This is a genomic window from Roseovarius sp. (assembly GCF_048262375.1).
In the GTDB taxonomy this organism is placed as follows: domain Bacteria; phylum Pseudomonadota; class Alphaproteobacteria; order Rhodobacterales; family Rhodobacteraceae; genus Roseovarius.
In genome coordinates, this window is sequence record NZ_JBLXFE010000003.1 from 158604 (window position 1) to 181824 (window position 23221).

General features: G+C 61.1%; 20 protein-coding genes. 13 read left to right on the top strand and 7 right to left on the bottom strand.

The window, feature by feature from the left end:
* Positions 1 to 396: 396 nt before the first annotated feature.
* Positions 397 to 2793, bottom strand: a complete 2397-nt coding sequence (locus ACN0SW_RS05000; protein ID WP_417726809.1) for a 1-deoxy-D-xylulose-5-phosphate synthase N-terminal domain-containing protein — start codon at positions 2791 to 2793, stop codon at positions 397 to 399.
* Positions 2794 to 2799: 6 nt separating this feature from the next.
* Positions 2800 to 3819 (bottom strand): 1-aminocyclopropane-1-carboxylate deaminase, encoded by a 1020-nt coding sequence (locus ACN0SW_RS05005; RefSeq protein WP_417726810.1) that lies wholly within the window; start codon positions 3817 to 3819, stop codon positions 2800 to 2802.
* 141 nt (positions 3820 to 3960) lie between these two features.
* On the opposite strand from ACN0SW_RS05005, the gene ACN0SW_RS05010 reads away from it, so the two are divergent.
* Complete coding sequence (locus tag ACN0SW_RS05010) at positions 3961 to 4437, top strand: Lrp/AsnC family transcriptional regulator (protein ID WP_417726811.1); 477 nt, start codon at positions 3961 to 3963, stop codon at positions 4435 to 4437.
* Positions 4438 to 4714: 277 nt separating this feature from the next.
* On the opposite strand, the gene ACN0SW_RS05015 is transcribed toward ACN0SW_RS05010, so the two are convergent.
* Positions 4715 to 5500, bottom strand: coding sequence for an IclR family transcriptional regulator (locus tag ACN0SW_RS05015; RefSeq protein WP_417726812.1), 786 nt, complete (start codon positions 5498 to 5500; stop codon positions 4715 to 4717).
* A gap of 180 nt (positions 5501 to 5680) precedes the next feature.
* Between ACN0SW_RS05015 and ACN0SW_RS05020 the strand changes: the two genes are divergently transcribed.
* From ACN0SW_RS05020 to ACN0SW_RS05050, 7 genes are all read left to right on the top strand, one after another.
* Positions 5681 to 7198, top strand: coding sequence for an ABC transporter substrate-binding protein (locus ACN0SW_RS05020; RefSeq protein WP_417726813.1), 1518 nt, complete (start codon positions 5681 to 5683; stop codon positions 7196 to 7198).
* Between the two features lie 128 nt (positions 7199 to 7326).
* Positions 7327 to 8244 (top strand): ABC transporter permease, encoded by a 918-nt coding sequence (locus ACN0SW_RS05025; RefSeq protein ID WP_417726814.1) that lies wholly within the window; start codon positions 7327 to 7329, stop codon positions 8242 to 8244.
* A gap of 7 nt (positions 8245 to 8251) precedes the next feature.
* Positions 8252 to 9148, top strand: coding sequence for an ABC transporter permease (locus tag ACN0SW_RS05030; protein WP_417726815.1), 897 nt, complete (start codon positions 8252 to 8254; stop codon positions 9146 to 9148).
* A gap of 3 nt (positions 9149 to 9151) precedes the next feature.
* Positions 9152 to 10147 carry an ABC transporter ATP-binding protein gene (locus ACN0SW_RS05035; RefSeq protein WP_417726816.1) on the top strand — a complete coding sequence of 332 codons (996 nt, stop codon included), beginning with the start codon at positions 9152 to 9154 and terminating at the stop codon, positions 10145 to 10147.
* Positions 10144 to 11172 (top strand): ABC transporter ATP-binding protein, encoded by a 1029-nt coding sequence (locus ACN0SW_RS05040; RefSeq protein ID WP_417726817.1) that lies wholly within the window; start codon positions 10144 to 10146, stop codon positions 11170 to 11172. Before ACN0SW_RS05035 ends, ACN0SW_RS05040 begins: the two co-directional genes overlap by 4 nt.
* A 2-nt stretch (positions 11173 to 11174) precedes the next feature.
* Entirely contained in the window at positions 11175 to 12761 is a 1587-nt protein-coding gene (locus ACN0SW_RS05045; protein ID WP_417726818.1) for a gamma-glutamyltransferase, read from the top strand.
* Complete coding sequence (locus ACN0SW_RS05050; RefSeq protein WP_417726819.1) at positions 12758 to 14146, top strand: M20 family metallopeptidase; 1389 nt, start codon at positions 12758 to 12760, stop codon at positions 14144 to 14146. Before ACN0SW_RS05045 ends, ACN0SW_RS05050 begins: the two co-directional genes overlap by 4 nt.
* A gap of 288 nt (positions 14147 to 14434) precedes the next feature.
* Here the strand turns inward: ACN0SW_RS05050 and ACN0SW_RS05055 are convergent, their stop codons facing one another.
* From ACN0SW_RS05055 to greA, 3 genes are all read right to left on the bottom strand, one after another.
* Positions 14435 to 14890, bottom strand: a complete 456-nt coding sequence (locus tag ACN0SW_RS05055; RefSeq protein WP_417726820.1) for a universal stress protein — start codon at positions 14888 to 14890, stop codon at positions 14435 to 14437.
* Between the two features lie 173 nt (positions 14891 to 15063).
* Positions 15064 to 16080 carry a hypothetical protein gene (locus tag ACN0SW_RS05060; RefSeq protein ID WP_417726821.1) on the bottom strand — a complete coding sequence of 339 codons (1017 nt, stop codon included), beginning with the start codon at positions 16078 to 16080 and terminating at the stop codon, positions 15064 to 15066.
* Between the two features lie 14 nt (positions 16081 to 16094).
* On the bottom strand, positions 16095 to 16565 hold the full coding sequence (greA, locus tag ACN0SW_RS05065; RefSeq protein WP_417726822.1) for a transcription elongation factor GreA: 471 nt from the start codon (positions 16563 to 16565) through the stop codon (positions 16095 to 16097).
* 276 nt (positions 16566 to 16841) lie between these two features.
* Here greA and ACN0SW_RS05070 point away from each other — a divergent pair, with 276 nt between their 5' ends.
* The 3 genes from ACN0SW_RS05070 to ACN0SW_RS05080 all read left to right on the top strand — a co-directional run bounded on the left by ACN0SW_RS05070 (position 16842) and on the right by ACN0SW_RS05080 (position 21142).
* Positions 16842 to 18491 carry an electron transfer flavoprotein-ubiquinone oxidoreductase gene (locus ACN0SW_RS05070; protein ID WP_417726823.1) on the top strand — a complete coding sequence of 550 codons (1650 nt, stop codon included), beginning with the start codon at positions 16842 to 16844 and terminating at the stop codon, positions 18489 to 18491.
* A gap of 124 nt (positions 18492 to 18615) precedes the next feature.
* Positions 18616 to 20328: a tetratricopeptide repeat protein gene (locus ACN0SW_RS05075; protein WP_417726824.1), complete on the top strand. Its 1713-nt coding sequence runs from the start codon at positions 18616 to 18618 to the stop codon at positions 20326 to 20328.
* Positions 20318 to 21142 carry a 4-(cytidine 5'-diphospho)-2-C-methyl-D-erythritol kinase gene (locus ACN0SW_RS05080; RefSeq protein ID WP_417726825.1) on the top strand — a complete coding sequence of 275 codons (825 nt, stop codon included), beginning with the start codon at positions 20318 to 20320 and terminating at the stop codon, positions 21140 to 21142. Before ACN0SW_RS05075 ends, ACN0SW_RS05080 begins: the two co-directional genes overlap by 11 nt.
* Here the strand turns inward: ACN0SW_RS05080 and ACN0SW_RS05085 are convergent.
* Positions 21135 to 22136: a polyprenyl synthetase family protein gene (locus ACN0SW_RS05085; protein ID WP_417726826.1), complete on the bottom strand. Its 1002-nt coding sequence runs from the start codon at positions 22134 to 22136 to the stop codon at positions 21135 to 21137. The two genes, ACN0SW_RS05080 and ACN0SW_RS05085, sit on opposite strands and share 8 nt — an antisense overlap.
* Before the next feature lie 56 nt (positions 22137 to 22192).
* On the opposite strand from ACN0SW_RS05085, the gene ACN0SW_RS05090 reads away from it, so the two are divergent.
* Both ACN0SW_RS05090 and ACN0SW_RS05095 read left to right on the top strand, forming a co-directional pair.
* Positions 22193 to 22408, top strand: coding sequence for a DUF2007 domain-containing protein (locus ACN0SW_RS05090; protein ID WP_417726827.1), 216 nt, complete (start codon positions 22193 to 22195; stop codon positions 22406 to 22408).
* The gene (locus tag ACN0SW_RS05095) at positions 22398 to 23171 is read left to right on the top strand and encodes a tRNA1(Val) (adenine(37)-N6)-methyltransferase (RefSeq protein ID WP_417726828.1); all 774 of its coding nucleotides are present in this window, start codon (positions 22398 to 22400) and stop codon (positions 23169 to 23171) included. The genes ACN0SW_RS05090 and ACN0SW_RS05095 overlap by 11 nt, the downstream gene beginning before the upstream one ends.
* The last annotated feature ends 50 nt before the right edge of the window (positions 23172 to 23221 follow it).

The window sequence follows — 23221 nt, forward strand, 5'->3', positions numbered from 1 at the left end:
CAAGCGGGCGAGGCGGTATGGGGTTGCGGTGCGTTATTCAGACCCTTGTGCACGCGGTGGGCGGCGTCCGGGGTCAATGTTTTGATCTGTTTGATGTGGCTCAACAATTTGTCGGTGGTCACGGTCCTCGGTTCGCCAAACTTGGCATCCAGTTTCTTGAAAACCGCTTTGCAGTCTTCGCGCTTTGACGGGATTACACGCGAATACCGCGGATGTCGCCAGCCGCGTCGATTGCGCGCCACGGTCAGTGCTACTTGCTACAGATCGAGACCACAACGTCGTCTAGGGGTCTCTTGTCGCTCGGCCCTCGTCAATCCCGGCGGGAACGGATTTAAGGCGCGCAATCCTTGGTCAAGGGCATGTATCATGGTCGCAAGCACATTTGACGGGAATGGATCATGATGGCAGCAGGCTGCGCAATGCGGCAAGCGCAGAGCGGTCCCCCTGCGACAGGGCCAGCACCGCATGCGCCAAGGAATTGCGATCCAGCCCGAAATGCCGATAAAGGTCACCGATGGTGCCGGTCTGGCCGAAATGTTCGACCCCGTGCGACACGGTCCGGTGCCCGCCGACCGACCCCAGCCAGGCCAGCGTGGCGGGATGGCCGTCGATCACGGTGATAAAGAGACAGTCGCGGGGCAGATCGGCCAGGAGCGTCTCAATGTGGCTGCGGGCTTGGGTATTGCCCCGCGCGCGGGCGCGCTGAGCCGCCGCCCAGCCCGCATTCAGCCGATCAGATGAGGTGACGGCCAGCACGCCGATATCGCGGCGGTGTTCGCCGATGATCCCGGCGGCGGCGATGGCCTCGGGGGCGACGGCCCCCTGATAGGCAATCACGACCTCGCAATTCGGCCCCGGCTTGCGCAGCCAGTAGGCCCCGTCGATGGCGCCCTGCCTGAAAGCTTCGTCGTGGCGCTTGCCGGGCTGTTCCAATGGGTTGGTGGTCAAGCGCAGGTAGACCGAGCCGCCGGTTTCATCCCGCAGCCAAGTGCGTTCGTCCGGATTGCTGTCGCCATCGCGCTGCAGGTAATCAAAAGCCCATTCCATAATCACCGCCAACTCATCGGCAAAGGCTGGCTCGAACGCAGCCAATCCGTCCTGCGACATGCCGGTCAGGGGCGTGCCGATGGACTGGTGCGCGCCGCCTTCCGGTGCCAGCGTCACGCCCGAGGGGGTGCCGACGATGATAAAGCGCGCGTCCTGATAGCAGGCGTAGTTCAAGGCATCCAAACCCCGATGCACGAAGGGATCGTAAACCGTGCCGATGGGGAAAAGCCGCTTGCCGAACAGGCTGTGCGACAGGCCCGCCGCGCCGAGGAGCAGGAACAGGTTCATCTCGGCGATGCCCAGTTCGATATGCTGGCCTTCGGGCGCAAAATCCCACTTGGCGGTCGATGGGATGCGGTGTTCGATAAAGGCATCGGCCTGGGGCTTGCGGGCAAAAAGCTTGCGCCGGTTGACCCAGGGGCCAAGGTTGGTTGTGCCGGTGACATCAGGCGAGGTGGTGACGATCCGCGCGGCCAAGTCACTGTCACCCTTCGACAATTGGTCGAGGATTTTGCCAAAGGCGGCTTGGGTGGAAATCTCGCGGTCGGTGTCCAGCGCAATGGACGGCACGACGATGCGGTCATCGTTATAGCGGCGACGGCCCTTGGCGAAGAAGGGAACCTTGGACAGGAATTCCTGAAGGCCGCGGACATCGGGGACAGCAACGAAAGGCTCCCATTCCTGGCCCTTTGGCACGCCCATGTGGGTTTGCCACGCAGCGAATTGGGTCGGGTTCATCAGCCCGCCGTGGTTGTCCTTGTGCCCAGCGATCGGCGTGCCCCAGCCCTTGATCGTATAGGCTAGGAAACAGGTTGGGCGGTCATGTGTTACAGAGGCGAAAATCTCGGCCATAGTCTCAACGCAGTTGCCGCCGAGGTTCTCCATCAGCGCGGCAAGCTCGGCGTCGGTGCGCCGGTCGATTAGCGCGCTGACATCGCCCTGATCGCCCAGATCCTCCATCAGTCGCTTGCGCCAGACGGCACCGCCCATAAAGGTCAGAGCGGCGTATTGTTGGTTCGGGCAATGGTCGATCCAGTCACGCAAGGCGCTGCCCCCCGGTTCTGCAAAGGCGGCGCGTTGCAGGGCACCGTATTTCACCCGCACCACATCCCAGCCGAAGGCATCAAAGATCTTCTCGATCCGGGCGAAGAGGCCTTCGCGCACGATGCCATCCAAGGACTGCCGGTTGTAGTCGATGATCCACCATGTGTTGCGAAGGTCGTTCTTCCAGCCCTCCTGCAGGGCCTCGTAGATGTTACCCTCGTCCAGTTCGGCATCGCCGACCAGCGCAACCATCCGGCCCAACGAAAGACCTTTGCCCCAGTTTTTGGCGGCGATATAATCCTGCACCAGCGAGGCGAAGGAGGTGATCGCCACTCCGAGCCCCACGGACCCGGTTGAGAAATCCACATCGTCCACATCCTTGGTCCGGCTGGGGTAGCTTTGCACCCCGCCGTAGCCCCGGAAGTTCTGCATCTTCTCACGGGTCTGCTGACCCATCAGATACTGGATCGCATGAAAGACCGGCGAGGCATGGGGCTTGACCGCCACCCGGTCCTCGGGCCGCAACGTGTGGAAATAGAGCGCCGTCAGGATTGACACCATCGACGCCGAAGACGCCTGATGCCCGCCGATTTTGATCCCGTCCACCTTGGGTTGGATGTGGTTGGCGTGGTGGATCATCCAGTGAGACAGCCACAAAAGCCGCTGTTCGATGGTCTTCAGATGTGGGAAATCGGCGGGCATGGGACCTCAGCCTTCCTTGTAATAATAGCTGTAGCCGTTGATCGCGGGCGCACCACCCAGATGGGCGTAAAGCACGCGCGAGCCTTCGGGGAAGAAGCCGTTGCGGGTCAGGTCGATCATGCCCTGCATCGACTTGCCCTCATAAACCGGGTCGGTGATCATCGCCTCAGTCCGCGCGGCGAGGCGAATGGCGTCGTTCGTTTCATCTGAGGGAACGCCATAGGCCGGATAGGCATAGTCGGGGTTGATGACGATCTCATCTTCGCGCACCTTGCGGCCAAGGCTCACCAACTCGGCCGAATTGTCGACAATCTGGCGCACCTGCGCACGGGTCTGCTCGGGGGTGCCGGAGGCGTCGATACCGATCACGGTCTGGGCGCGGTCCTGCGCCGCAAAACCCACGATCATGCCGGCTTGCGTTGACCCGGTGACCACGCAGACCACAATGTAGTCGAAGGTGAACCCCAGCGCCTTTTCCTGCTCGGCCACTTCCTCGGCAAAGCCGATATAGCCAAGCGCGCCGTATTTGTGCACGCTCGCCCCCGCCGGAATGGCATAGGGCACACCGCCCGCGTCGCGCACCGACTGGATTGCGTTTTCCCAGCTTTGCCGGATGCCGATGTCAAAGCCATCGTCCACCAGCCGCGAATCCGCGCCCATCAGGCGGGTCATCAGGATGTTGCCGACCCGGTCATAGACGGCGTCAAAATGGGGCACCCATTTTTCTTGCACGACCACGCATTTCATGCCGATCTTCGCCGCCGTCGCCGCCACCATCCGCGTGTGGTTCGACTGCACGCCGCCGATGGAAACCAGCGTATCCGCGCCCGACTTGATGGCATCCGGCACGATGTATTCCAGTTTGCGCAGCTTGTTGCCGCCCATCGCAAGGCCCGAATTGCAGTCATCGCGCTTGGCATAGATCTGCACCTTGCCGCCGAGTGCCTCAGTCAGGCGGGGAAGATGTTCGATCGGCGTGGGGCCGTAGGTCAGCGGGTAGCGTTCGAATTTCGTAAGAAGCGACATGCGGGTTTCTCCTAAGGTTCCAATTGCAGAAACTGTAACAGGAATGTTCAGGATTTATGTTTCATAGTTTGGCTAATTTTTTGCTGTTATGATGATTGAAGTTTACTTAAGTTGCCAATTCTCACAGTTTATGAGGAAAAAATGAAAGAACCTTCCACACAAGAGCTGGACCGAATCGACCGCAACATACTTCGGGCGCTGCAGAAGGACGGGCGGATCGCCAATGCCGATCTGGCGAAACTGGTCAATGTCAGCGCCGCGACCTGCCACCGCCGCACGCAGCGGTTGATGGAAGAAGGCTTCATCACCGCCGTCCGCGCGCAGGTGGCTCCCGTCGCTGTGGGTCTTGGCGCACTGGTCATGGTGGGTGTGGTGCTGGATCGGTCCACGCCGGAAAGTTTTGCCGAATTTGAAAAGGCGGTGGGCGCAATGAAAGAGGTGCTGGATTGCAATCTGGTCGCGGGCGACTTCGATTACCTGCTGAAACTCCGTGTCCGCGATATGGCCGGGTTCAACCTGCTGCACGGGCGGCAACTGATCACCTTGCCGGGGGTACGCCAGATCCGGACGTTCTTTGTCCTGAAAGAAGTCAAGGACAATGCGCCGCTGTCGTTCTGAAAAAAGGGGGCAGGTCCGTGCCGTATAGCGGGGAATTGGGTAAACGCCGATAGCGGCTCAGCCAGAACGGCTTGCGGTTTGATCTTCTAAGGGCAGCGGCGAATGTACGGCGCCTTGACACGGAACCGCCCGAACGGCGTATCAAGAACCCCAAGCCGATCATCATGGATGGCTCGCTGCAATTGGCCAAGGATCATTCTGGAGTTCCCCAATCAGTGAAACCATCAGTATAGACGGCCTCCCCCGGGTTTTGCCCATTCTCGCAAGAACCGCCCGCCTAAAGCGCGCGCTGCGACTGGAATGATGGCGAAATCGCGTTGGCAGTGTCCTGAAGCTTGGGCAGAATCTCTGCCACGATCTTTTCCTTGGTCCAAGTATGCGCCGAAACCGAGCATTGCACCGCCGCAAGGGCGCGCCCGTCGGGGCCGATGATCGGCGTCGCGACTGCCATCTCATTCAGAATCATCTGACCTTGCGAAATGGCATAGCCATCATGCACCGCATCTTCGACACTGGCGCGGATATTTTCGCGGTCCAGCGTGGTATTCGGGGTAAAGACCCGAATCGGCCAGTCATCGACCGCCGCGCGCCGCTCTTCCTCGGGATAGGTCGCAAGAATAACGCGCCCCGCCGATGTCGAAAGCGCCGGCAAACGCCGCCCGATCACCGTCGCGGCAAAATATGTCCGCTTGCACGGCAGGCGACTCACATAAATGATGTGATCGCCCGACATTTCCGCAAGATTCACGGTTTCCATCAACTCCTGACTAAGGCTGATGAGCTTGGGCATCGCCTGCCCGACAAGCGGATCGGACCAGTAATAGGCATAGGCCATTTCAAGCCAGGCATGCGAGGGGCGAAACCGCCGTGTACCGGGGTCCTTGTTCAGCATCCCTTCGATATGAAGCGTGTTGGCAAGACGCTGCGTGGCGCTTTTATCAAGGCCGGTTCGCGCGGCCAGTTCCGATAGGGAAAGCTCACTATGGCTTTCGTCGAATGCCCGCAAAAGCCGCAGCCCCTTGGCAAGTGACCCAACGTAAAGCGTATTTTGCTTTGTTTTCATGCGCCTCTCACAAATCCTCGGGCCTACCCTATGCAGGGGGTTGACGGATGGCTTTAATGTGATCTTAATGGATCATATGACAACATCAAGTATTATTATAAGATACCTGATGAACTGGCCAAAAAAATGCGCGGGGCCATAATCGCGCAGACCAACGCAAGACCAACAAGGGAGAAACCTATGAAGAAATCTTGGTTCAAAACCTCCATCGCCAGTGTAGCACTCATCGCGGCAAGCGGTGCGGCATGGGCGGAAAAGGCGAATGACACGCTGCGCGTGGGCTTTACCAAAGAGCTTGAGAACGTTGACAGCTATTTCAATTCTTCACGCGAAGGCGTGGTGCTTCAACGCGCGATTTGGGATGGCCTGACTTACCGCGATCCGATCACCAACGAATACTCCGGCAATCTGGCCACCTCTTGGGAATGGATCGACGACCTGACGCTTGAATTCAAACTGCGCGAGGGTGTGACCTTTCACAACGGCGAGGCATTCAACGCCGATGACGTGGTCTATACCGTCAATTTCATCTCCAAGGAAGAAAACGGCGTCAAGACACAGCGCAACGTGAACTGGATGAAATCCGCCGAGAAGATCGACGATTACACCGTCCGCATTCACCTGAAAGAGGCCTTTCCCGCCGCGATCGAATTCCTGTCCGGTCCGGTCTCGATGTACCCCAATGAATATTACGCCGAAGTCGGCCCGAGCGGCATGGGCCTCAACCCCGTCGGCACCGGCCCCTACAAAGTGGTTTCGGTGGTTCCCGGCCAGCATTTCGTGCTGCAAAAGAACGACAGCTATCACGATAGCCCCAAGGGCAAGGCCAGCATCGCCAATGTCGATATCCGCACCATCCCGGATGTGAACACCCAGATGGCCGAACTGTTCAGCGGCTCGCTTGATCTGATCTGGCAGGTGCCCGCCGATCAGGCCGAAAAGCTGGCCCAGATGGACCAGTTTACCGTGACCAACGAATCGACCATGCGGGTCGGGTATCTCTCGATGGATGCCGCCGGTCGTTCGGGCGACACGCCCTTCACTGATCTGCGCGTGCGCCGTGCCGTCAACCACGCCATCAACCGCGAAGAACTGGTGGGTGCGCTGCTCAAGGGTAAATCCAAAGTGGTCTGGACCCCCTGCTTCCCAAGCCAGTTCGGCTGTGTTCAGGATGCCGCCACCGAGTACGAATACAATCCGGAAAAGGCCAAAGCCCTGCTGGCCGAAGCAGGTTATCCCGATGGCTTCACCACCGAGTTCTATGCCTATCGCGACCGCGAATATGCCGAGGCGATCCTGAGCTATCTCAACGCCGTGGGCATCAAGGCCGATTTCAAATACCTGCAATATTCGGCCCTGCGCGAACTCAACATGACCGGCGATGTGCCGCTGGCCTTCCTCACCTGGGGTAGCTTCTCGATCAACGATGCCTCCGCCATGGTCAGCCAGTTCTTCAAGCACGGCTCACTTGACGACGCACGCGACGATCAGGTGCTTGCCGACCTTACCATCGCCGATAGCGCGACAGACGATGCAACCCGGATCGATCATTACGGCAAGGCCATCGCCCGGATCACCGATCAGGCCTATTGGGCGCCGATGTTCTCGTACAACACCAACTATGTCTCCACCAAAGAGGTAGAGTACACGCCCACCGCCGACGAGGTGCTGCGCTTTACCACGATGACCTGGAACTGATCCAGGTCATTGCGGGGGCGGCCTCCCTGCCCCCGCATCCTCAGACGCCTTGATCTGGGTGCCGTCATGGCACCAAATCCCGCCGCCCGCGCGCCTTCCTGCCCGCGCTAACAAAAGGGGCTGCCGCCGTGCTCAATTTCATCCTGAAACGTCTGGGCCTCGCCATTCTGGTGGCCTTTACCGTCTCTTTCATAAGTTTCAGCCTGCTGTTCATGGCTGGTGATCCCGCCGTGGCCCTCGCCGGTGAAACCGCCAGCGGCGAAGACATCGAGGCCCTGCGTACGCTCTATGGCTTTGACCGCCCGATGCTGGTGCAATACGGCGAATGGTTGTTTTCCGCCCTGCGCGGCGATTTCGGCGAAAGCTATTATTTCCGCCTTCCGGTCGCCTCGCTGATCGCCGAGCGCCTGAGCGTGACCATGACCCTCGGGGTCTGCGGCATCACCTTCGCCTTGCTCACCGCCGTTCCCCTCGGCGTCGCCGCCGCGATCCGCCCGAATTCGATCATCGATCGGGTGGCACTGTTCCTGTCGGTCGCGGGGCAAGCGATGCCAAGCTTCTGGTTCGGCCTGATCTTGATCGTCCTCTTCGCGATCAAACTCGGCTGGCTACCGCCTTCGGGTGCCTCGACGCCGGTGCATTTCATCATGCCAACAATCGTTCTTGGCTATTACGCCATGCCCGCCATTATGCGCCTGACGCGGGCGGGCATGCTTGACGTGCTGTCGTCCGACTACATCCGCACCGCTCGCGCCAAGGGCGCGCCCGAAATGCGCGTTCTCTTCCGCCACGCCCTGCGAAACGCCATCATCCCGGTGGTGTCGCTGGCAGCGGTCCAGATGGGCTTCATGCTCGGTGGCTCGATCGTGGTTGAATCGATCTTTGCCTTGCATGGTGCCGGTTACCTCGCTTGGGAAAGCATCGCGCGCAATGACCTGCCTACGGTTCAGGCCCTGATCCTTGTCTTTTCGATGTTCTACATCGTCTTCACCTTTCTCGCCGATGTGCTGAACGCCTGGCTTGACCCCCGCATGCGGAGCAGCTGAGATGACCATGAGCGATACCCCAGATCCCCTATTGCAAGAGATCACAGGACCCACACCGGGCCAGATGCTGCGCAAACGCGTCTTTGGCCACCAGGGCCTTTTGATCGGCGCCATTGTGGTTGGCCTTCTGCTGCTGGTCGCGATCTTTGCGCCGCTGCTAGCCCCGCATGATCCCTACGCCCAGAGCCTGATGACTCGGATGCAACCGCCCGTCTTTCTTGGCGGCTCTTGGGAACATCCCCTTGGCACGGACCATTTGGGCCGTGACTACCTCTCTCGACTGATCTATGGCGCGCGCGTTTCCTTGATGATCGGCCTGATCGCCGCCCTGATTTCCGGCGTGATCGGTACAGCAATGGGTGTCGCAGCGGGCTATTTCGGCGGGCGTGTCGATATGGTGGTGACCTTCCTGATCAACGTGCGCCTCGCCATGCCAGTGGTGCTTGTTGCACTCGCAGTGGTGGCCATCCTCGGCGGCTCGCTTCAGGTGGTGATCATGGTGCTTGGCTTCCTGCTCTGGGATCGCTTTGCCGTGGTCATGCGCGCCTCGACGCTTCAGGTGCGTGGCCGCGAATATGTCGCTGCCGCCCGCGCGATTGGTGCCTCGACCCCTCGGGTAATCCTGTCGGAAATCATGCCCAATATCGCCAATAACCTGATCGTTGTGGTCACCCTTGAAATGGCCCATGCCATCCTGCTTGAGGCAGCGCTTTCCTTCCTTGGCCTTGGGGTTCAGCCCCCAACACCCAGCTGGGGCCTGATGGTCTCGGAAGGCAAGAACATGATGCTGTTTGAGCCGTGGATGGTGCTTATTCCCGGCGCAGTCCTCTTTGTGCTGGTGCTGGCTATCAACCTGATGGGCGACGGGCTTCGCGATGTCACCGCCCCCGAAAACCGGAGCTGAGCCATGGATACGCCCCTTCTAAGCGTCCGCAACCTGACCCTTGATATCCCCGTTGGTGGTGGCACACTCCACGCCGTGCGCGGTATTGATTTCGACCTCAAGCGCGGGGAAACCCTGTGTATCGTCGGCGAAAGCGGTTCGGGCAAATCGCTGACCTCGCTGGCGCTGATGGGCCTTTTGGGCAAATCCATCAAACGATCCGCCGACGAGATGAGCTTTGACGGCATCGACCTCACCCGCGCCAATGCCCGCACCATGCGATCCCTGCGCGGCGGGCGCATGTCGATGATCTTTCAGGAACCGATGACCTCTCTCAATCCTGCCTATACCATCGGCGATCAGCTGACCGAGGCTCTGTTACTGCACAAACCCGTTGGAAAAGAGGCTGCGCGCGCCCGCGCCATCGAGCTTTTGGAAAAGGTCGGCATCACCGCCGCCGCAAGCCGCCTCTCGCAATATCCGCACCAGCTTTCGGGCGGTCTGCGCCAGCGGGTGATGATCGCCATGGCGCTGATGTGCGAGCCGGAACTGATCATCGCCGATGAACCCACGACCGCGCTTGACGTCACCATTCAGGCCCAGATCCTGCGCCTGCTCTATGATCTTGGCCGCGAGATGAACATGGCGATGATCCTGATCACCCATGATCTCGGCGTTGTGGCCCGTGTCGCCGACAAGGTCGCGGTGATGTATGCTGGCGAGTTGGTAGAAACCGGATCAGCCAAAGAGGTGTTCAACACCCCTTCACATCCCTACACCCGCGGGCTGTTGCGCTGCATCCCCCTGCCCGGCAAGACCGAACGTGGCAGCACCCTTGGCACCATTCCCGGCATCGTGCCCTCGCTGATCGGCGAAGTGGCGGGCTGTGCCTTTCGCACCCGTTGTCCACATGCCACGCCCGCCTGTCGCGGCGATATCCCGCGCCATACCACCGACGGCCATGCCTTTCGCTGTGTTCACCCCGACGGCAAGCGCCACGCAGAGGAGGCCACCGCATGACCACCGCCCCCGCCAAGGCCAAGGCGACCCAAGCCGACACCGCCGCGCCCGTTCTGGAACTGCGCGGCGTGACCAAAACCTACCGCGTGAAACAGGGCCTCTTTGGTACGCCGCGCCCATTGACGGCGGTCAACGATGTGTCACTGTCGTTACCGCGTGGCGAGGTGCTTGGCCTGGTCGGTGAATCCGGTTGCGGCAAATCCACCCTCGCCAAGATCCTGCTCGGGCTTGAAAGCCCAACAGCGGGTCAGGTTCTGGTCGATGGTCAGGAAATCGGCGCTCAGGATCGCATGACCTTGGCGCGCCGGATTCAGCCGATCTTTCAGGACCCCTATTCGTCACTGAACCCGCGCAAAAGCATCTTTGACATCGTGTCGCTGCCGCTTCGGGTACATCGCATCGGTGACCACGCCAGCTGGGAAAAAGAAGTCCGCAAGATCCTCGATATCGTTGGCCTTCCGGCGCGCGTGATGAATACGTTCCCAAGCCAGATGTCGGGCGGTCAGCGCCAGCGTGTCGCCATCGCCCGCGCCCTGATCATGAAGCCCGAAATCGTGATTTGCGACGAACCCACCTCGGCGCTCGATGTCTCTGTTCAAAGCCAGATTCTCAACCTCTTGGGCGATCTGCGCCGCGAGTTCGGCCTGACCTACCTCTTCATCAGCCACGATCTGGCGGTGGTCGAACATCTCGCGACCCGCGTCGCGGTGATGTACTTGGGCCGCATCGTCGAAGAGGCCGAGGTCGGCGGATTGTTTGATCACGCTCGCCACCCCTATACGCAAGCGCTCCTGAAGTCCGTCCTAACGCCGGAACCGGGCCTTGGCGTGCCCGATACCCAGCTTGGCATGGCCTATCCCAACCCGATTGATCCGCCCTCGGGCTGTCATTTTCACCCGCGTTGCCCCATGGCCACCGAGTTCTGCAAGAAACAGGCTCCACGTGCGCTTCCCACCCCCTTGGGCCATGTCGAATGTCACCAGCATGACCCGAACGGACCGATGTATATAGCCAAGGAGGGTTGAGGATGTCAGACAATCTGTCTCGCACGATGGTCACCCGCAAGACCGTCATTGAAACCGAATTCGGCGTCGTCGCGGCCCAGCATCGCCTCGCCGCTCAGGCCGGGGCCGATGTTCTGGCGGCCGGGGGCGATGCGGTCGATGCCGCTGTCGCGGTGTCCTTTGCCATCGGCGTGCTCGAGCCCTGGATGAGCGGCCCCGCAGGCGGTGGCGCCCTCATGCTCTGGCGGGCCGATAGCGGCACCGCGCAGGCGCTCAATTACGGCATGCGCTCGCCTGCCTCGCTTGATCCCGCCAATTATCCGCTGACCGGCAAGGGCATCGCCGGTGATCTCTTCCCTTGGGAAGAGGTGGTCGAGGATCGCAACGTCCAAGGTGCCACGGCCGTCGCCGTACCCGGCCTTGTCGATGGCATGGGACAAATGCACGACCGCTTTGGTCGCCTGCCCTGGGCCGATCTTCTGGCCCCCGCTGTCGCCTTCGCCAAACAGGGGTTACTGGTCGACTGGTACGCCGCCCTCGTCATCGCCTCAAGCACCCGCGCGCTTGCCCAAGACCGCGACGCCGCCGCGCTATTTCTTGAGGACGGTCAATGGCCCACCATCAGCGGCTGGACCGCCTTGGCTGAAAAAAGGCTGGATCAGAGCCGCATGGCCGACAGCCTTGACCAGATCGCACGCTACGGTGCCCGAACTTTTTATGATGGCGATCTCGGCGCGGCTATGGCCGGTGACATTCAAACCAAGGGTGGCTGCCTCTCGGTCGACGATCTGAAGGCCTATCGCGCCCGCATGCTCGATCCGCTCAGCTTTGACTATCGCAATACCCGCTTTCATGTCACCCCGGGCCTGACCGCCGGGCCGACCTTCCAACAGGCCCTCGCCCGGATGGAAACCCGGCCCTTGGGTGACACACCCGGCCCCGAGGCCTTTGCCGCCTATGCCGACGGCCTAAAATCTGCCTATGCCGCGCGGCTGGGGGCGATGGGGGACACCGGCGAGACCGAAAAGGCCCCCGGATGCACCACGCATTTCTCGGTGGTCGACCGTTCGGGCAATATGGTCTCGCAAACCCAAACCCTTCTGTCGATCTTCGGCTCTCGCGTGGTCTCGCCTTCGACGGGATTCCTGATGAACAACGGCATCATGTGGTTCGACCCGGTTCAGGGGCGTCCCAACTCTCTTGGGCCCGACAAGGCCTGCCTGATGAATGTCTGCCCGATTCTTGGCGAAACCGGCGAGACCCGCTTTGGCTTTGGTGCCTCGGGTGGGCGAAAAATAGTCTCTGCCATGGCCCAGATGGCCTCTTTCGTTGCCGATTTTGGCATGGATATCGCCGACACGTTCCATCATCCGCGGATTGATGTTTCGGGTGGTGAAACCATCGTGGCCGATGACACCCTATCACCCGAAGTGATTGAACGCCTGCGCGCCGATCACCCGGTCCACACCACACGGCGCAGCCCCTTCCCTTATGCCTTCGCCTGCCCCGCCGGCGTGATGCGCAGAGGCAAGATCAACTCCGGCTGCACTGAAATCATGTCGCCTTGGGGCGATGCCATCAGCGAACAGACAGGCCAGACGAACCAATGACACGACACACTGCAATAGACACTATTTCCGCCTATTTCGACGATAAACGTTTCCAGACAGAGCTTGCCGATCTGGTCAGCTACGAGACCGAAAGTCAAAATCCCAATCAGGCCTCCGAACTTGACCGCTATCTGGCGGAGGCCATGACACCCCGTCTCTCGGCCATGGGCTTTACCTGCGAAACCTATCCCAATCCCATCGCCAATGCCGGTCCCTTCCTGATCGCAGAGCGGCATGAGGGCGACGACCTTCCGACGATCCTGAGTTATGGTCATGGCGACGTGATCCGCGCTCAGACCGATCAATGGCGCGAAGGCCTGCACCCGTTCAGGATTGTCGAAGAAGGCGACCGGCTCTACGGACGGGGCACCGCCGACAACAAGGGCCAGCACCTGATCAACATTGCCGCCCTCGATGCCGTGCTGCAAACCCGAGGCGCGCTTGGCTTCAACTGCCGCATCGTTATCGAAACCGGCGAGGAAACCGGCTCTCCGGGGCTTGCGGAATTTTTCGCCGCGCACAAAGACAAACTGACCGCCGATGTCCTCATTGCCTCTGACGGACCACGTCTTCAGCCGGAAACGCCGACCATGTTCATGGGCTCGCGCGGCGGGGTCACTTTTGACCTTGTCGTCGATCTTCGCGAGGGGGCGCATCACTCGGGCAACTGGGGCGGTCTGCTCGCCGATCCAGCGATGATCCTGGCACAGGCGCTATCCTCCATCACCGACGCTCGTGGCCAGATCAGGATTCCCGAATGGCGCCCCGATAGCTTGACCGATGACGTGCGTGCCGCCCTGCATGGTCTGCCGATCGAAGGTGGGGATGGCCCTGCCATCAACCTCGATTGGGGCGAAGAGACCCTGACCCCGGCCGAACGCGCCTATGGCTGGAACAGCTTTGCCATCCTCGCCATGAAAAGCGGCGTCCCCGAGGCGCCGGTCAATGCCATTTCCGCCCATGCCCGCGCCACCTGTCAATTGCGCTATGTGGTCGGCACAACGCCCGAAGACATTTTGCCCGCACTGCGCCGTCACCTTGACGCGCACGGCTTTGACACGGTGCGCATTGAACCGCATGAACGCGGCTTGTTCCGGGCCACGCGGCTTGATCCCGGTCACCCTTGGGTCAAATTCGTTGCTCACTCGCTCGAACAAACCTCGGGACGGGCACCGCATATCCTGCCCAATCTGGCCGGATCGCTGCCCAACGATTGCTTCACCGACATTCTGGGCTTGCCCACCGTCTGGGTTCCGCATTCCTATCGCGGCTGTTCGCAACATGCGCCCGACGAGCATGTGCTCAAACCGGTCTGCCGCGATGCGCTTTGCCTGATGGCGGGCCTGTTCTGGGACATAGGCGAGGGGAACACGCCCGCAGGCTAGCGCAGGCTGGCAGATACATCATTGCCAGAGCCCTTGCCCGCGCCGACATGCTGCGACGCTGGGGCGTGGCTCTGCGCAAGCTGGCGTTAGAGCCTGGGGGAGCCAAGGGCTTTCTGAAGTTGTTACAGGACGCAGTGGTTCAGGATCAAAACGCCAAAGCCGAACCGGGCCTGTGGCAACTGCAGAAACTTGCACCCGGTCCACGACGATCAAGGCCGCATCTGTTCTGGGTATGGGAACCTGATGAACATTCCAGCTCACATGCCGCATCAAGCCGGCGACTGCTGATCAGGTAATCTTTTCCAGACGTTCCTTGGTGAGATCGCCGGGCACGATGGTGATCGGGATCGGCAGGGTGCCCGCTGTCTTGGTCAATTGCGTGACCAGAGGGCCGGGGCCCTTCTTGCCGGTAGCAGCCCCCAACACGAGCACCCCGATGGCGGGATCATCCTGCACCTGTGCGATGATCTCGACCGCCGGATCACCCTCGCGGATCACCAGTTCCGGGTCAATTCCCTGCTTGTCGCGCATCCATTTGGCAAAAACCTCGAAATGCGCCTCGATCCGCTCGCGCTGTTCTTCACGCATCAGATCACCCACCCCGATCCAGTGGTTGAATTCCTCGGGTGAAATCACGGCGAGGATTTCCACCCCGGCCCCGGTATGGGCGGCACGCATCGCGGCAAAGCGCATGGCGTTGAGACATTCGCGGCTGTCATCCAGCACGACGAGAAACTTGCGCATGGGTCATATCTCCTCAGGCGCGCATCATGCCGTGGTTTTTGAGCGGGAGCAACAGGCCAGTCAGAGCGCGCGGAACCGGCCCGGACAGCGCAGATTTCGAGGAAATCGGGGGGCGCTGCCCCCCGGACCCCCCCGAGGTATTTGAGGCCAGATGAAACCCGGGTCGGGGGGGGTTAGTCGAAGGTGCCAGCCACCCGCCCCAAAAGCATGAAGGCGCGGGCGGTGCGGGTCTCGGACAGTTCGGAGATCTCCGCATCCGTGGCGGCTTGCGCGAATTGGGTGAACATTTTGTCAAACCGACGCAGAAAATGATGCGCCGCATCACGAAAGATCGTGTCCTGTTTCATCCGCGCCGCAGTCAGCGCCAGAGATGAGCGGTCCCGAATCCCCCCCAAGGCGGCGATGGTGCGGCCACGCTCGCCACCGGCAAAGCGGCGCCAGACCTCGGGGCGGGCCATATCGGGGCGCAGGTCGTCCATATAGATGCCGTCATGCGACATCAGGGTCAGGATATCCTGCGAGGCGCGGATCAGTTGTGCGGTGGATCGGTCCTTGAGCGCGCGACGCAGCGCGGCAAAGCCTGCCTTGTCCTCGGGGTTGTCCGGGAAATTCAGCGCCCGGATGAAATCGGCGCTTTCGAGCGGGGCCTGCATATCCTCGGCGGAGGTGCCAAGCGGCAGCGACACCTGATCGCCGGGATCGGCGGGCGACGGTGCCGGAGCCAGCACCGGGCGCGGTTCCGGTTGGCCCACGCGGATCGAGGAAAAGGTGGCCAGCGCGGTTTCGGTCTTGCGCTGAGCGGCGGCGATCTCGTCGAGTTTCTGACTGACCGTCTTGTCAACAGTCTGGCCCAAGGTCTGGCTTTGGGTGACATACGCGTTGCGAATGGCGTCGATGGCCGCGCGCAACCGGCGGCTCTCGTCGCGCATCACCCGGCTGGTGCGGGCGGCTGTGGCCCCGACCCAGATCATCGCCACCGGCATGAAAACCGCGATCAGCACGATCACGAAATGCAGCGCGCCACCGGCGCTCTCGGTTTTCGGGGCCAGAACGAGAAAGAACACCGCCGCACCCAGCAGCCACAGCACCGAGAGCGCCACGGCGATCAGTTCGATCGAAGTAACGCCTTCGGTTTCAGAATTCGTGTCAAACCCCTTGGCGGGGCCGGTCTCGTTTCGTGGTGGGCGCATGTGGGGCCGCCTGATCAAATATAGATGACCTTTAACACTTCATAGGCGCGATCACCACCGGGCGTGCGTACTTCGACACTATCGCCCTCTTCTTTGCCGATGAGCGCACGCGCAATCGGCGATTTGATGTTCAAGAGACCCTTTTCGATGCTGGCCTCATGCTCACCTACGATCTGATAAGTACGCTCTTCGTCCGTGTCCTCGTCCACCAGCGTTACGGTCGCGCCAAATTTGATCGGGCCGGACAGCTTGGCAGGGTCAATGACTTCGGCAAGGCTCAGGATGCCTTCGAGTTCCTTGACACGGCCTTCGATGAAGGACTGCTTTTCCTTGGCGGAATGGTATTCGGCATTCTCGCTCAGGTCGCCATGTTCGCGGGCCTCGGCAATGGCCCGGATAATCGCGGGTCGCTCAACCGACTTGAGCTGTTTCAGCTCGACCTCAAGCGCAGCATGACCGCCAGCCGTCATCGGGATCTTTTCCATATCATTCGTCCATTGTCAGAAGCGGGGCCGCTGGTGAGCTGGCCCCGTCATATCACGCGTTAATTTCGACGCAGCTTGCCCGAAGCGTCAGGCCGATTGCAAGAGCGGATCGCGAGGGTAAAAGGATTCGGGCGGCACTGCGTGACAAATTGCCGTTTTCCAAACGGTTTTACGTCGTGTTTCAATTGACGCTTGACGCGCGGGCAGGCTAGTCACACTCGCAACTTTGTTACGCGACAGGCCATGTTTGCTGCGCCCGGGAAAAGGATGAAGACGATGACCGAGACAACACGCGAGACGATGGAATATGACGTTGTGATCGTGGGGGCCGGACCGGCCGGCCTGTCGGCGGCCATCCGCCTCAAGCAGCTTGATCCCGAGTGCGCCGTTGTGGTGCTGGAAAAGGGCTCTGAGGTTGGCGCGCATATTCTATCGGGTGCGGTGCTTGATCCGTGTGGCCTGACCGCGCTGATCCCTGACTGGAAGGAAAAAGGCGCACCGCTCAATACGCCCGTGACCGAGGACAACTTTTACATGCTGGGCGAGGCGGGCAAGATTCGCGTGCCGAATTTCCCGATGCCGCCGCTGATGAACAACCACGGAAATTACATCGTGTCGATGGGCAACGTCTGTCGCTGGATGGCAGAACAGGCCGAAGAGCTTGGCGTTGAAATCTTTCCGGGCATGTCATGCTCCGAACTGGTCTATGACGAGAATGGCGGCGTCAAGGGCGTGGTGGCCGGTGAGTTTGGCAAGAACCCCGATGGCACCGAAGGCCCGAACTATGAGCCGGGCATGGAATTGCACGGCAAATATGTTTTCCTCTCCGAGGGTGTACGCGGGTCGCTCGCCAAGGAAGTGATCGCCAAATACGACCTGTCCCAAGGCAAGGAACCGCAGAAATTCGGCCTTGGCATGAAGGAAATCTGGGAAATCGATCCCGAAAAACACCGCGAGGGCACGGTCACCCACACCATGGGCTGGCCTCTGGGCAAGAACGCGGGCGGTGGGTCCTTTATCTATCACCTCGAGAACAATCAGGTTTATGTCGGTTTCGTGGTTCACCTGAACTACAAGAACCCGCATCTGTTCCCGTATATGGAATTCCAGCGCTTCAAGCATCACCCAATGGTCGCGGACCTGCTCAAGGGTGGCAAGCGTGTGGCCTACGGCGCGCGCGCGATTTCCGAGGGCGGATTTCAGTCTATGCCGAAAATGGTGGCACCCGGTGTCGCGCTCTTGGGGTGTTCGGTGGGTATGGTCAACGTGCCGCGCATCAAGGGCAATCACAACGCGATGCTGTCGGGCAAGGCAGCGGCAGAGGCGGCGCATGCCGCGCTGGCCGCAGGCCGTGCCAGTGATGAGCTGAGCGATTACGAGGTCGAAGTGAGAACCGGCGCGATTGGCAAGGATCTCAAGAAGGTGCGCAACGTCAAGCCGCTCTGGTCGAAATACGGCCTGCTCACCTCGCTTGGTCTGGGCGGGTTCGACATGTGGACCAACACCTTTGGGTTTTCGCTTTTGGGCACGTTGGGGCATGGCAAGACCGACGCCGCTGCGACCGAACCGGCGGCCAATCACAAGCCGATCGACTATCCGAAACCCGATGGCAAGCTCAGCTTTGACCGGCTGACCAATGTCAGCTTCTCAATGACCAATCACGAGGAAAGCCAGCCTGCGCATCTACAGTTGAAGGATGCATCGGTGCCGATTGGCGTGAACCTGCCGAAATACGACGAGCCGGCGCAGCGCTATTGCCCGGCGGGCGTCTATGAGGTGGTGCGCGAAGAGGGCAAGGACCCGCGTTTCGTGATCAACTTTCAGAACTGCGTGCATTGCAAGACCTGCGACATCAAGGACCCGAGCCAGAATATCAACTGGGTCACCCCGCAGGGCGGCGACGGGCCAAACTATCCCAATATGTAAGACCCGACAGGTAAGGACTGCGTGATCCTTGCGGCGCGGCGTGGCAAATACGCCGCGCCGCATTGCCTTGGGGGGACGGGCATATTACCTTCGCGTCAAATCAGACGATAAGAGGCAGGACAGCGTGACCAATCGAACCCTCTCGGCGCTAGTATTCTACGCCCTTTTGCAGGTCATTCCCCTGCCCGTGATGGCCGATGTGCCATCGGGTGCCTATCTTGCGGCGCGACAGGCGCGCGCCACCGGCGATTTCACGGCCGCGGCGCAGTATTATGCGCAGGCGCTGACGCGCGATCCCTCGAACCCGGCACTGCTTGAGAATGCCGCCGTCGCTTATCTGGCGCTTGGCCGACTGGATCCTGCTGTCGCCGTTGCCCGCAAGATCGAGGCGGATGGGCTGCGCAGTCAGGTGAGCCAGATGGCGCTGGTCGCGCAAGAGACCCGCGACGGGCAGTGGGATGCCCTGTTGGCACGGATCGCGGATGATCGCGGGGTTGGTGATCTGGCGGACGGGATGATCTCGGCTTGGGCCGATCTTGGCAAGGGCGACATGACCTCCGCACTGGCACGCTTTGATGCGGTCGCACAGGAACGCGGGCTGCGCAGTTTTGCCATTTATCACAAGGCGCTGGCCCTGGCCTCGGTCGGGGATTTCGAGGGCGCGGACAAAGTGTTCAGCGGCGAGGGGGATGGCCCTGTTCAACGCACGCGACGCGGTGTGATCGGCTGGATCCAAGTGCTGAGCCAATTGGGCGAGCAGGCCCGCGCCATCAGCATCATAGACGATACGTTCGGGGCCGATCTTGATACCGAGATCAAGACCCTGCGCGCCCGGCTGGACGCGGGCGAGAGCCTGCCATTCGATTTGGTCAACAGCCCTTCGGACGGGATTGCAGAGGTCTTCTTTTCCCTTGGTCGCGCGCTCATGCAAGAGGCCGATAACGAATATATCCTGATCTATGCCCGTACCGCCGAAATGATCAAACCGACGCATGTCGATGCAATCTTGCTGGCGGCACAGCTGCTGGAGGGGCTCGAACGCTATGATCTGGCCATCGAGGCCTTTAAGAAAGTGCCGCGCGATCACCCGTCCTATCATCTGGCAGAACTGGGTCGCAGCGATGTGTTGCGCCGCGCCGACAAGCCGGACGCGGCGATCGAGGTGCTGGAGCAATTGGCAACTGCCTATCCGGACCTGCCAGAGGTGCATGCCGCAGTTGGCGATCTGTATCGCGCGCAAGAGGATTTCGCCGCCGCTGTGCCCGCCTATGACCGGGCGCTTGACCTCTATCAGGCGCGGGGCAACGATCAGTGGTTTGTGCACTATGCCCGCGCCATCAGCCACGAGCGGCTGGACAACTGGCCCGAGGCCGAGGCCGATTTTCGCCGGGCGCTGGAACTGAATCCCGATCATCCGCAGGTCCTGAACTATCTTGGCTACACCATGGTCGAGAAGCATATCAATCTGGATGAAGCGCTGAGCATGATCGAGCGCGCGGTCGCGGCCCAACCCGACAGCGGCTATATCGTCGATAGTCTTGGCTGGGTGCTCTACCGCTTGGGGCGCTATGACGAAGCCATCGTGCATATGGAACGTGCCGCCGAATTGATGGCGACCGATCCTGTGGTCAATGACCATCTGGGCGATGTGCTCTGGGCCGTGGGGCGGCGGGTTGAAGCAAAGTTTCAGTGGAAACGTGCGCTGTCCCTGAACGAAAGCCAGCCCTCGACCGATCTGAACCCCGAGCGCGTGCGCCGCAAACTGGATGTTGGGCTGGACAAGGTGCTGGAGGACGAGGGATCAGCGCCGCTCAAGCTTGTCAAAGATGACAACTGACGGGTTCGCCCCCGCCAAGATCAACCTGACACTGCATGTCACGGGGCAACGGGCAGATGGGTATCATCTGCTCGATTCGCTTGTGGTCTTTGCCGACATGGGGGATCACCTGAGCCTGCGCCCTGCGGCCAGGGCCCGGCTATGCGTGACCGGGCCGATGGCCATGGGCGTGCCGGTTGGCCCCGACAATCTGGTGCTGCGCGCGGCGGCGCTGATCGGAGTTACTGCCGACATCACTCTGGACAAGCATCTCCCCGCAGCGGCGGGGATTGGCGGCGGATCAAGCGATGCGGCGGCCTGTCTGCGCGCCCTGTCCATAATCAGTGGTCTGCCGGTGCCCGAAAATGTGTTGTCGTTGGGGGCCGATGTGCCCGTCTGCCTGCTGGCACGGGCCGCGCGGATGCAGGGGATCGGAGAGAGGGTCACACCAGTAGCAGGGCTGCCGCCGCTTGATGCGGTATTGGTCAACCCCGGCGTGCCGGTGTCCACGCCCGCGATTTTTCGCAGGCTCACCCGGCGCGACAATCCCGCCATGCCCGAGACCCTGCCCGCATGGTCAGACGCCTCTGAGCTGATTAGGTGGCTGGGGGCGCAGCGCAACGACCTGCAAGCCCCGGCATTGGCCGAAGCGCCGGTGATTGGCGATGTCCTGCACACGATTGACGCGACGCGCGGCTGTGCGCTGGCGCGGATGTCAGGATCAGGAGCGACGTGTTTCGGTCTCTATCCAGAGGCCGCCGACGCGGCCGAGGCCGCGCAGGCGCTGCGCGCGGCGCACCCGGGTTGGTGGGTGTGCGCTGTGCGGCTCAGTTGATCCGCGCCACCACATAACCTGCAAGATTGTCCAACATGGTGCGCACCGGATGATCCGGCAATCGGGCAATTGCCGCCCGCGCTCGTGCTGCCCAATCAAGCGCCTCGATGCGGGTCTGTTCCAGCGTGCCATGGGTTTGCATCAGGTGCAGCGCCATTTCCAGATCGCCGTCACGCTGATCGCCCTTGGCGATGGTACGTTTCCAAAAGGCGCGCTCTTCGTCATTCGCGGCCGCCACGGCCTTGATCACCGGCAGCGTCAGTTTCCGCTCGCGGAAATCGTCGCCCACGTTCTTGCCGGTGGCCTTGACGTCGCCCTGATAGTCGAGCAGATCGTCGACGATCTGAAACGCGATACCAAGCGCGTCGCCATAATCAAACAGCGCCTTGACCTGATCCTCGGGTGCCCCTGCGATGACGCCTCCCACCTCGGTCGCGGCAGAAAAGAGCGCCGCCGTCTTGCCGCGCACCACTTGCAGATAAATTTCTTCGGTCGTCGCCAGGTCCTGCGCCGCACTGAGTTGCAGCACCTCACCCTCGGCGATGGTGGCCGAGGCGTTGGACAGGATGTCGAGCACCCGAAGCGATCCCGGTTCGACCATCAACTGAAATGCGCGGGCAAAGAGGTAATCGCCCACCAAAACGCTGGATTTATTATCCCAGAGCAGATTGGCGGTGGGCCGTCCGCGCCGCTGCGCGCTCTCGTCCACCACATCATCATGCAGCAGGGTGGCAGTATGGATGAATTCCACCGTTGCAGCCAGATGCACATCAAAAGGGCCGGTATAGCCACACAGATCCGCCGCCGCCAGAACCAGCATCGGGCGCAGCCGCTTGCCGCCCGCCTCGACCAGATGCGCAGTCACTTGCGGGATGCGCGGCGCGTGGCGCGAGGCCATCCGCTCGCGTATGAGAACATTAACCGCCTCCATTCTGGTCGCCAGATGCGCGGCCAGTTGTTCATGCGGCTTGGTAGCGATTTCGTCCAATCCCATATTTCCCTCGTCAACACGGCTCGACATATCGCGCACGCTGCTCTTATCTATGGCCCATGAAACAGCTTTTGCGAACCAATGACATCGCGTCCATCGCCTTTGCTCAGGCGCTTCTTCAGGGCGAGGGTATAGACTGCTTTGAAATGGACGTAAACATGAGCATCCTCGAAGGCTCTATCGGGATTTTTCCCCGTCGCCTGATGGTGGCGAATGAAGATTACGAAGAGGCGCGGATTGCCCTTATCGACAATGGTTTTTCGCTTGAGGACTGAACCCTTTGCCGAAGAGGACCTGAGCGACAACGCTTTTTTGGGCGGGCGCTTGCGGATTGCGCAACCGCGGGCGGGATACCGGGCCGGGGTCGATCCGGTTTTATTGGCGGCAAGCGTACCGATACGAGCAGGCCAGAGCCTGCTTGATCTGGGGTGCGGGTCGGGGATTGCCGGGCTCTGTGTAGCGGCGCGTGTGCCGGGACTCGCGCTGGCAGGGCTAGAGATTCAACCCGCCTACGCCGCGCTGGCGCAAAGAAATGCTGTGGCCAATGGTGTGCCGCTTGAGGTGACCGTGGGCGACATTGCGGCAATGCCACCGGCACTGCGCGCGCGCCAGTTCGATCATGTGATCGCCAACCCGCCTTACTTCGACCGTGACCGCAGCACCGCAGCCCAGGATCCGGGGCGAGAACAGGCGATGGGCGAGGCGCTGCCGCTGGCGGATTGGGTCAGCGCCGCCGCCCGCCGCACGCTGTCCGGGGGTAGCGTCACCATGATTCAAAGGGCCGAGCGATTGCCGGATCTGCTGTCTGCCATGGGGGCATATCTGGGCAGCATCGAGATCTTGCCGTTGATTCCGCGCCGGGGCCGTGCCGCGCGACTGATTCTCATCCGGGGCCGCAAGGGCGGGCGCGCCGCGCTCCGGCTCTGCGACGGCTGGCTGCTCCATGCCGGACAAGACCATGGACAGGATGGCGAAGATTACACGTCAGAAACCTCTGATGTGCTCAGGAATGCAGCCCCGCTGCCCTTTCCCTGCTGATTATTCTAAAATGCCGCAGGCAAAGCGCCGCTCTGTTTGCAGCTGCAGCG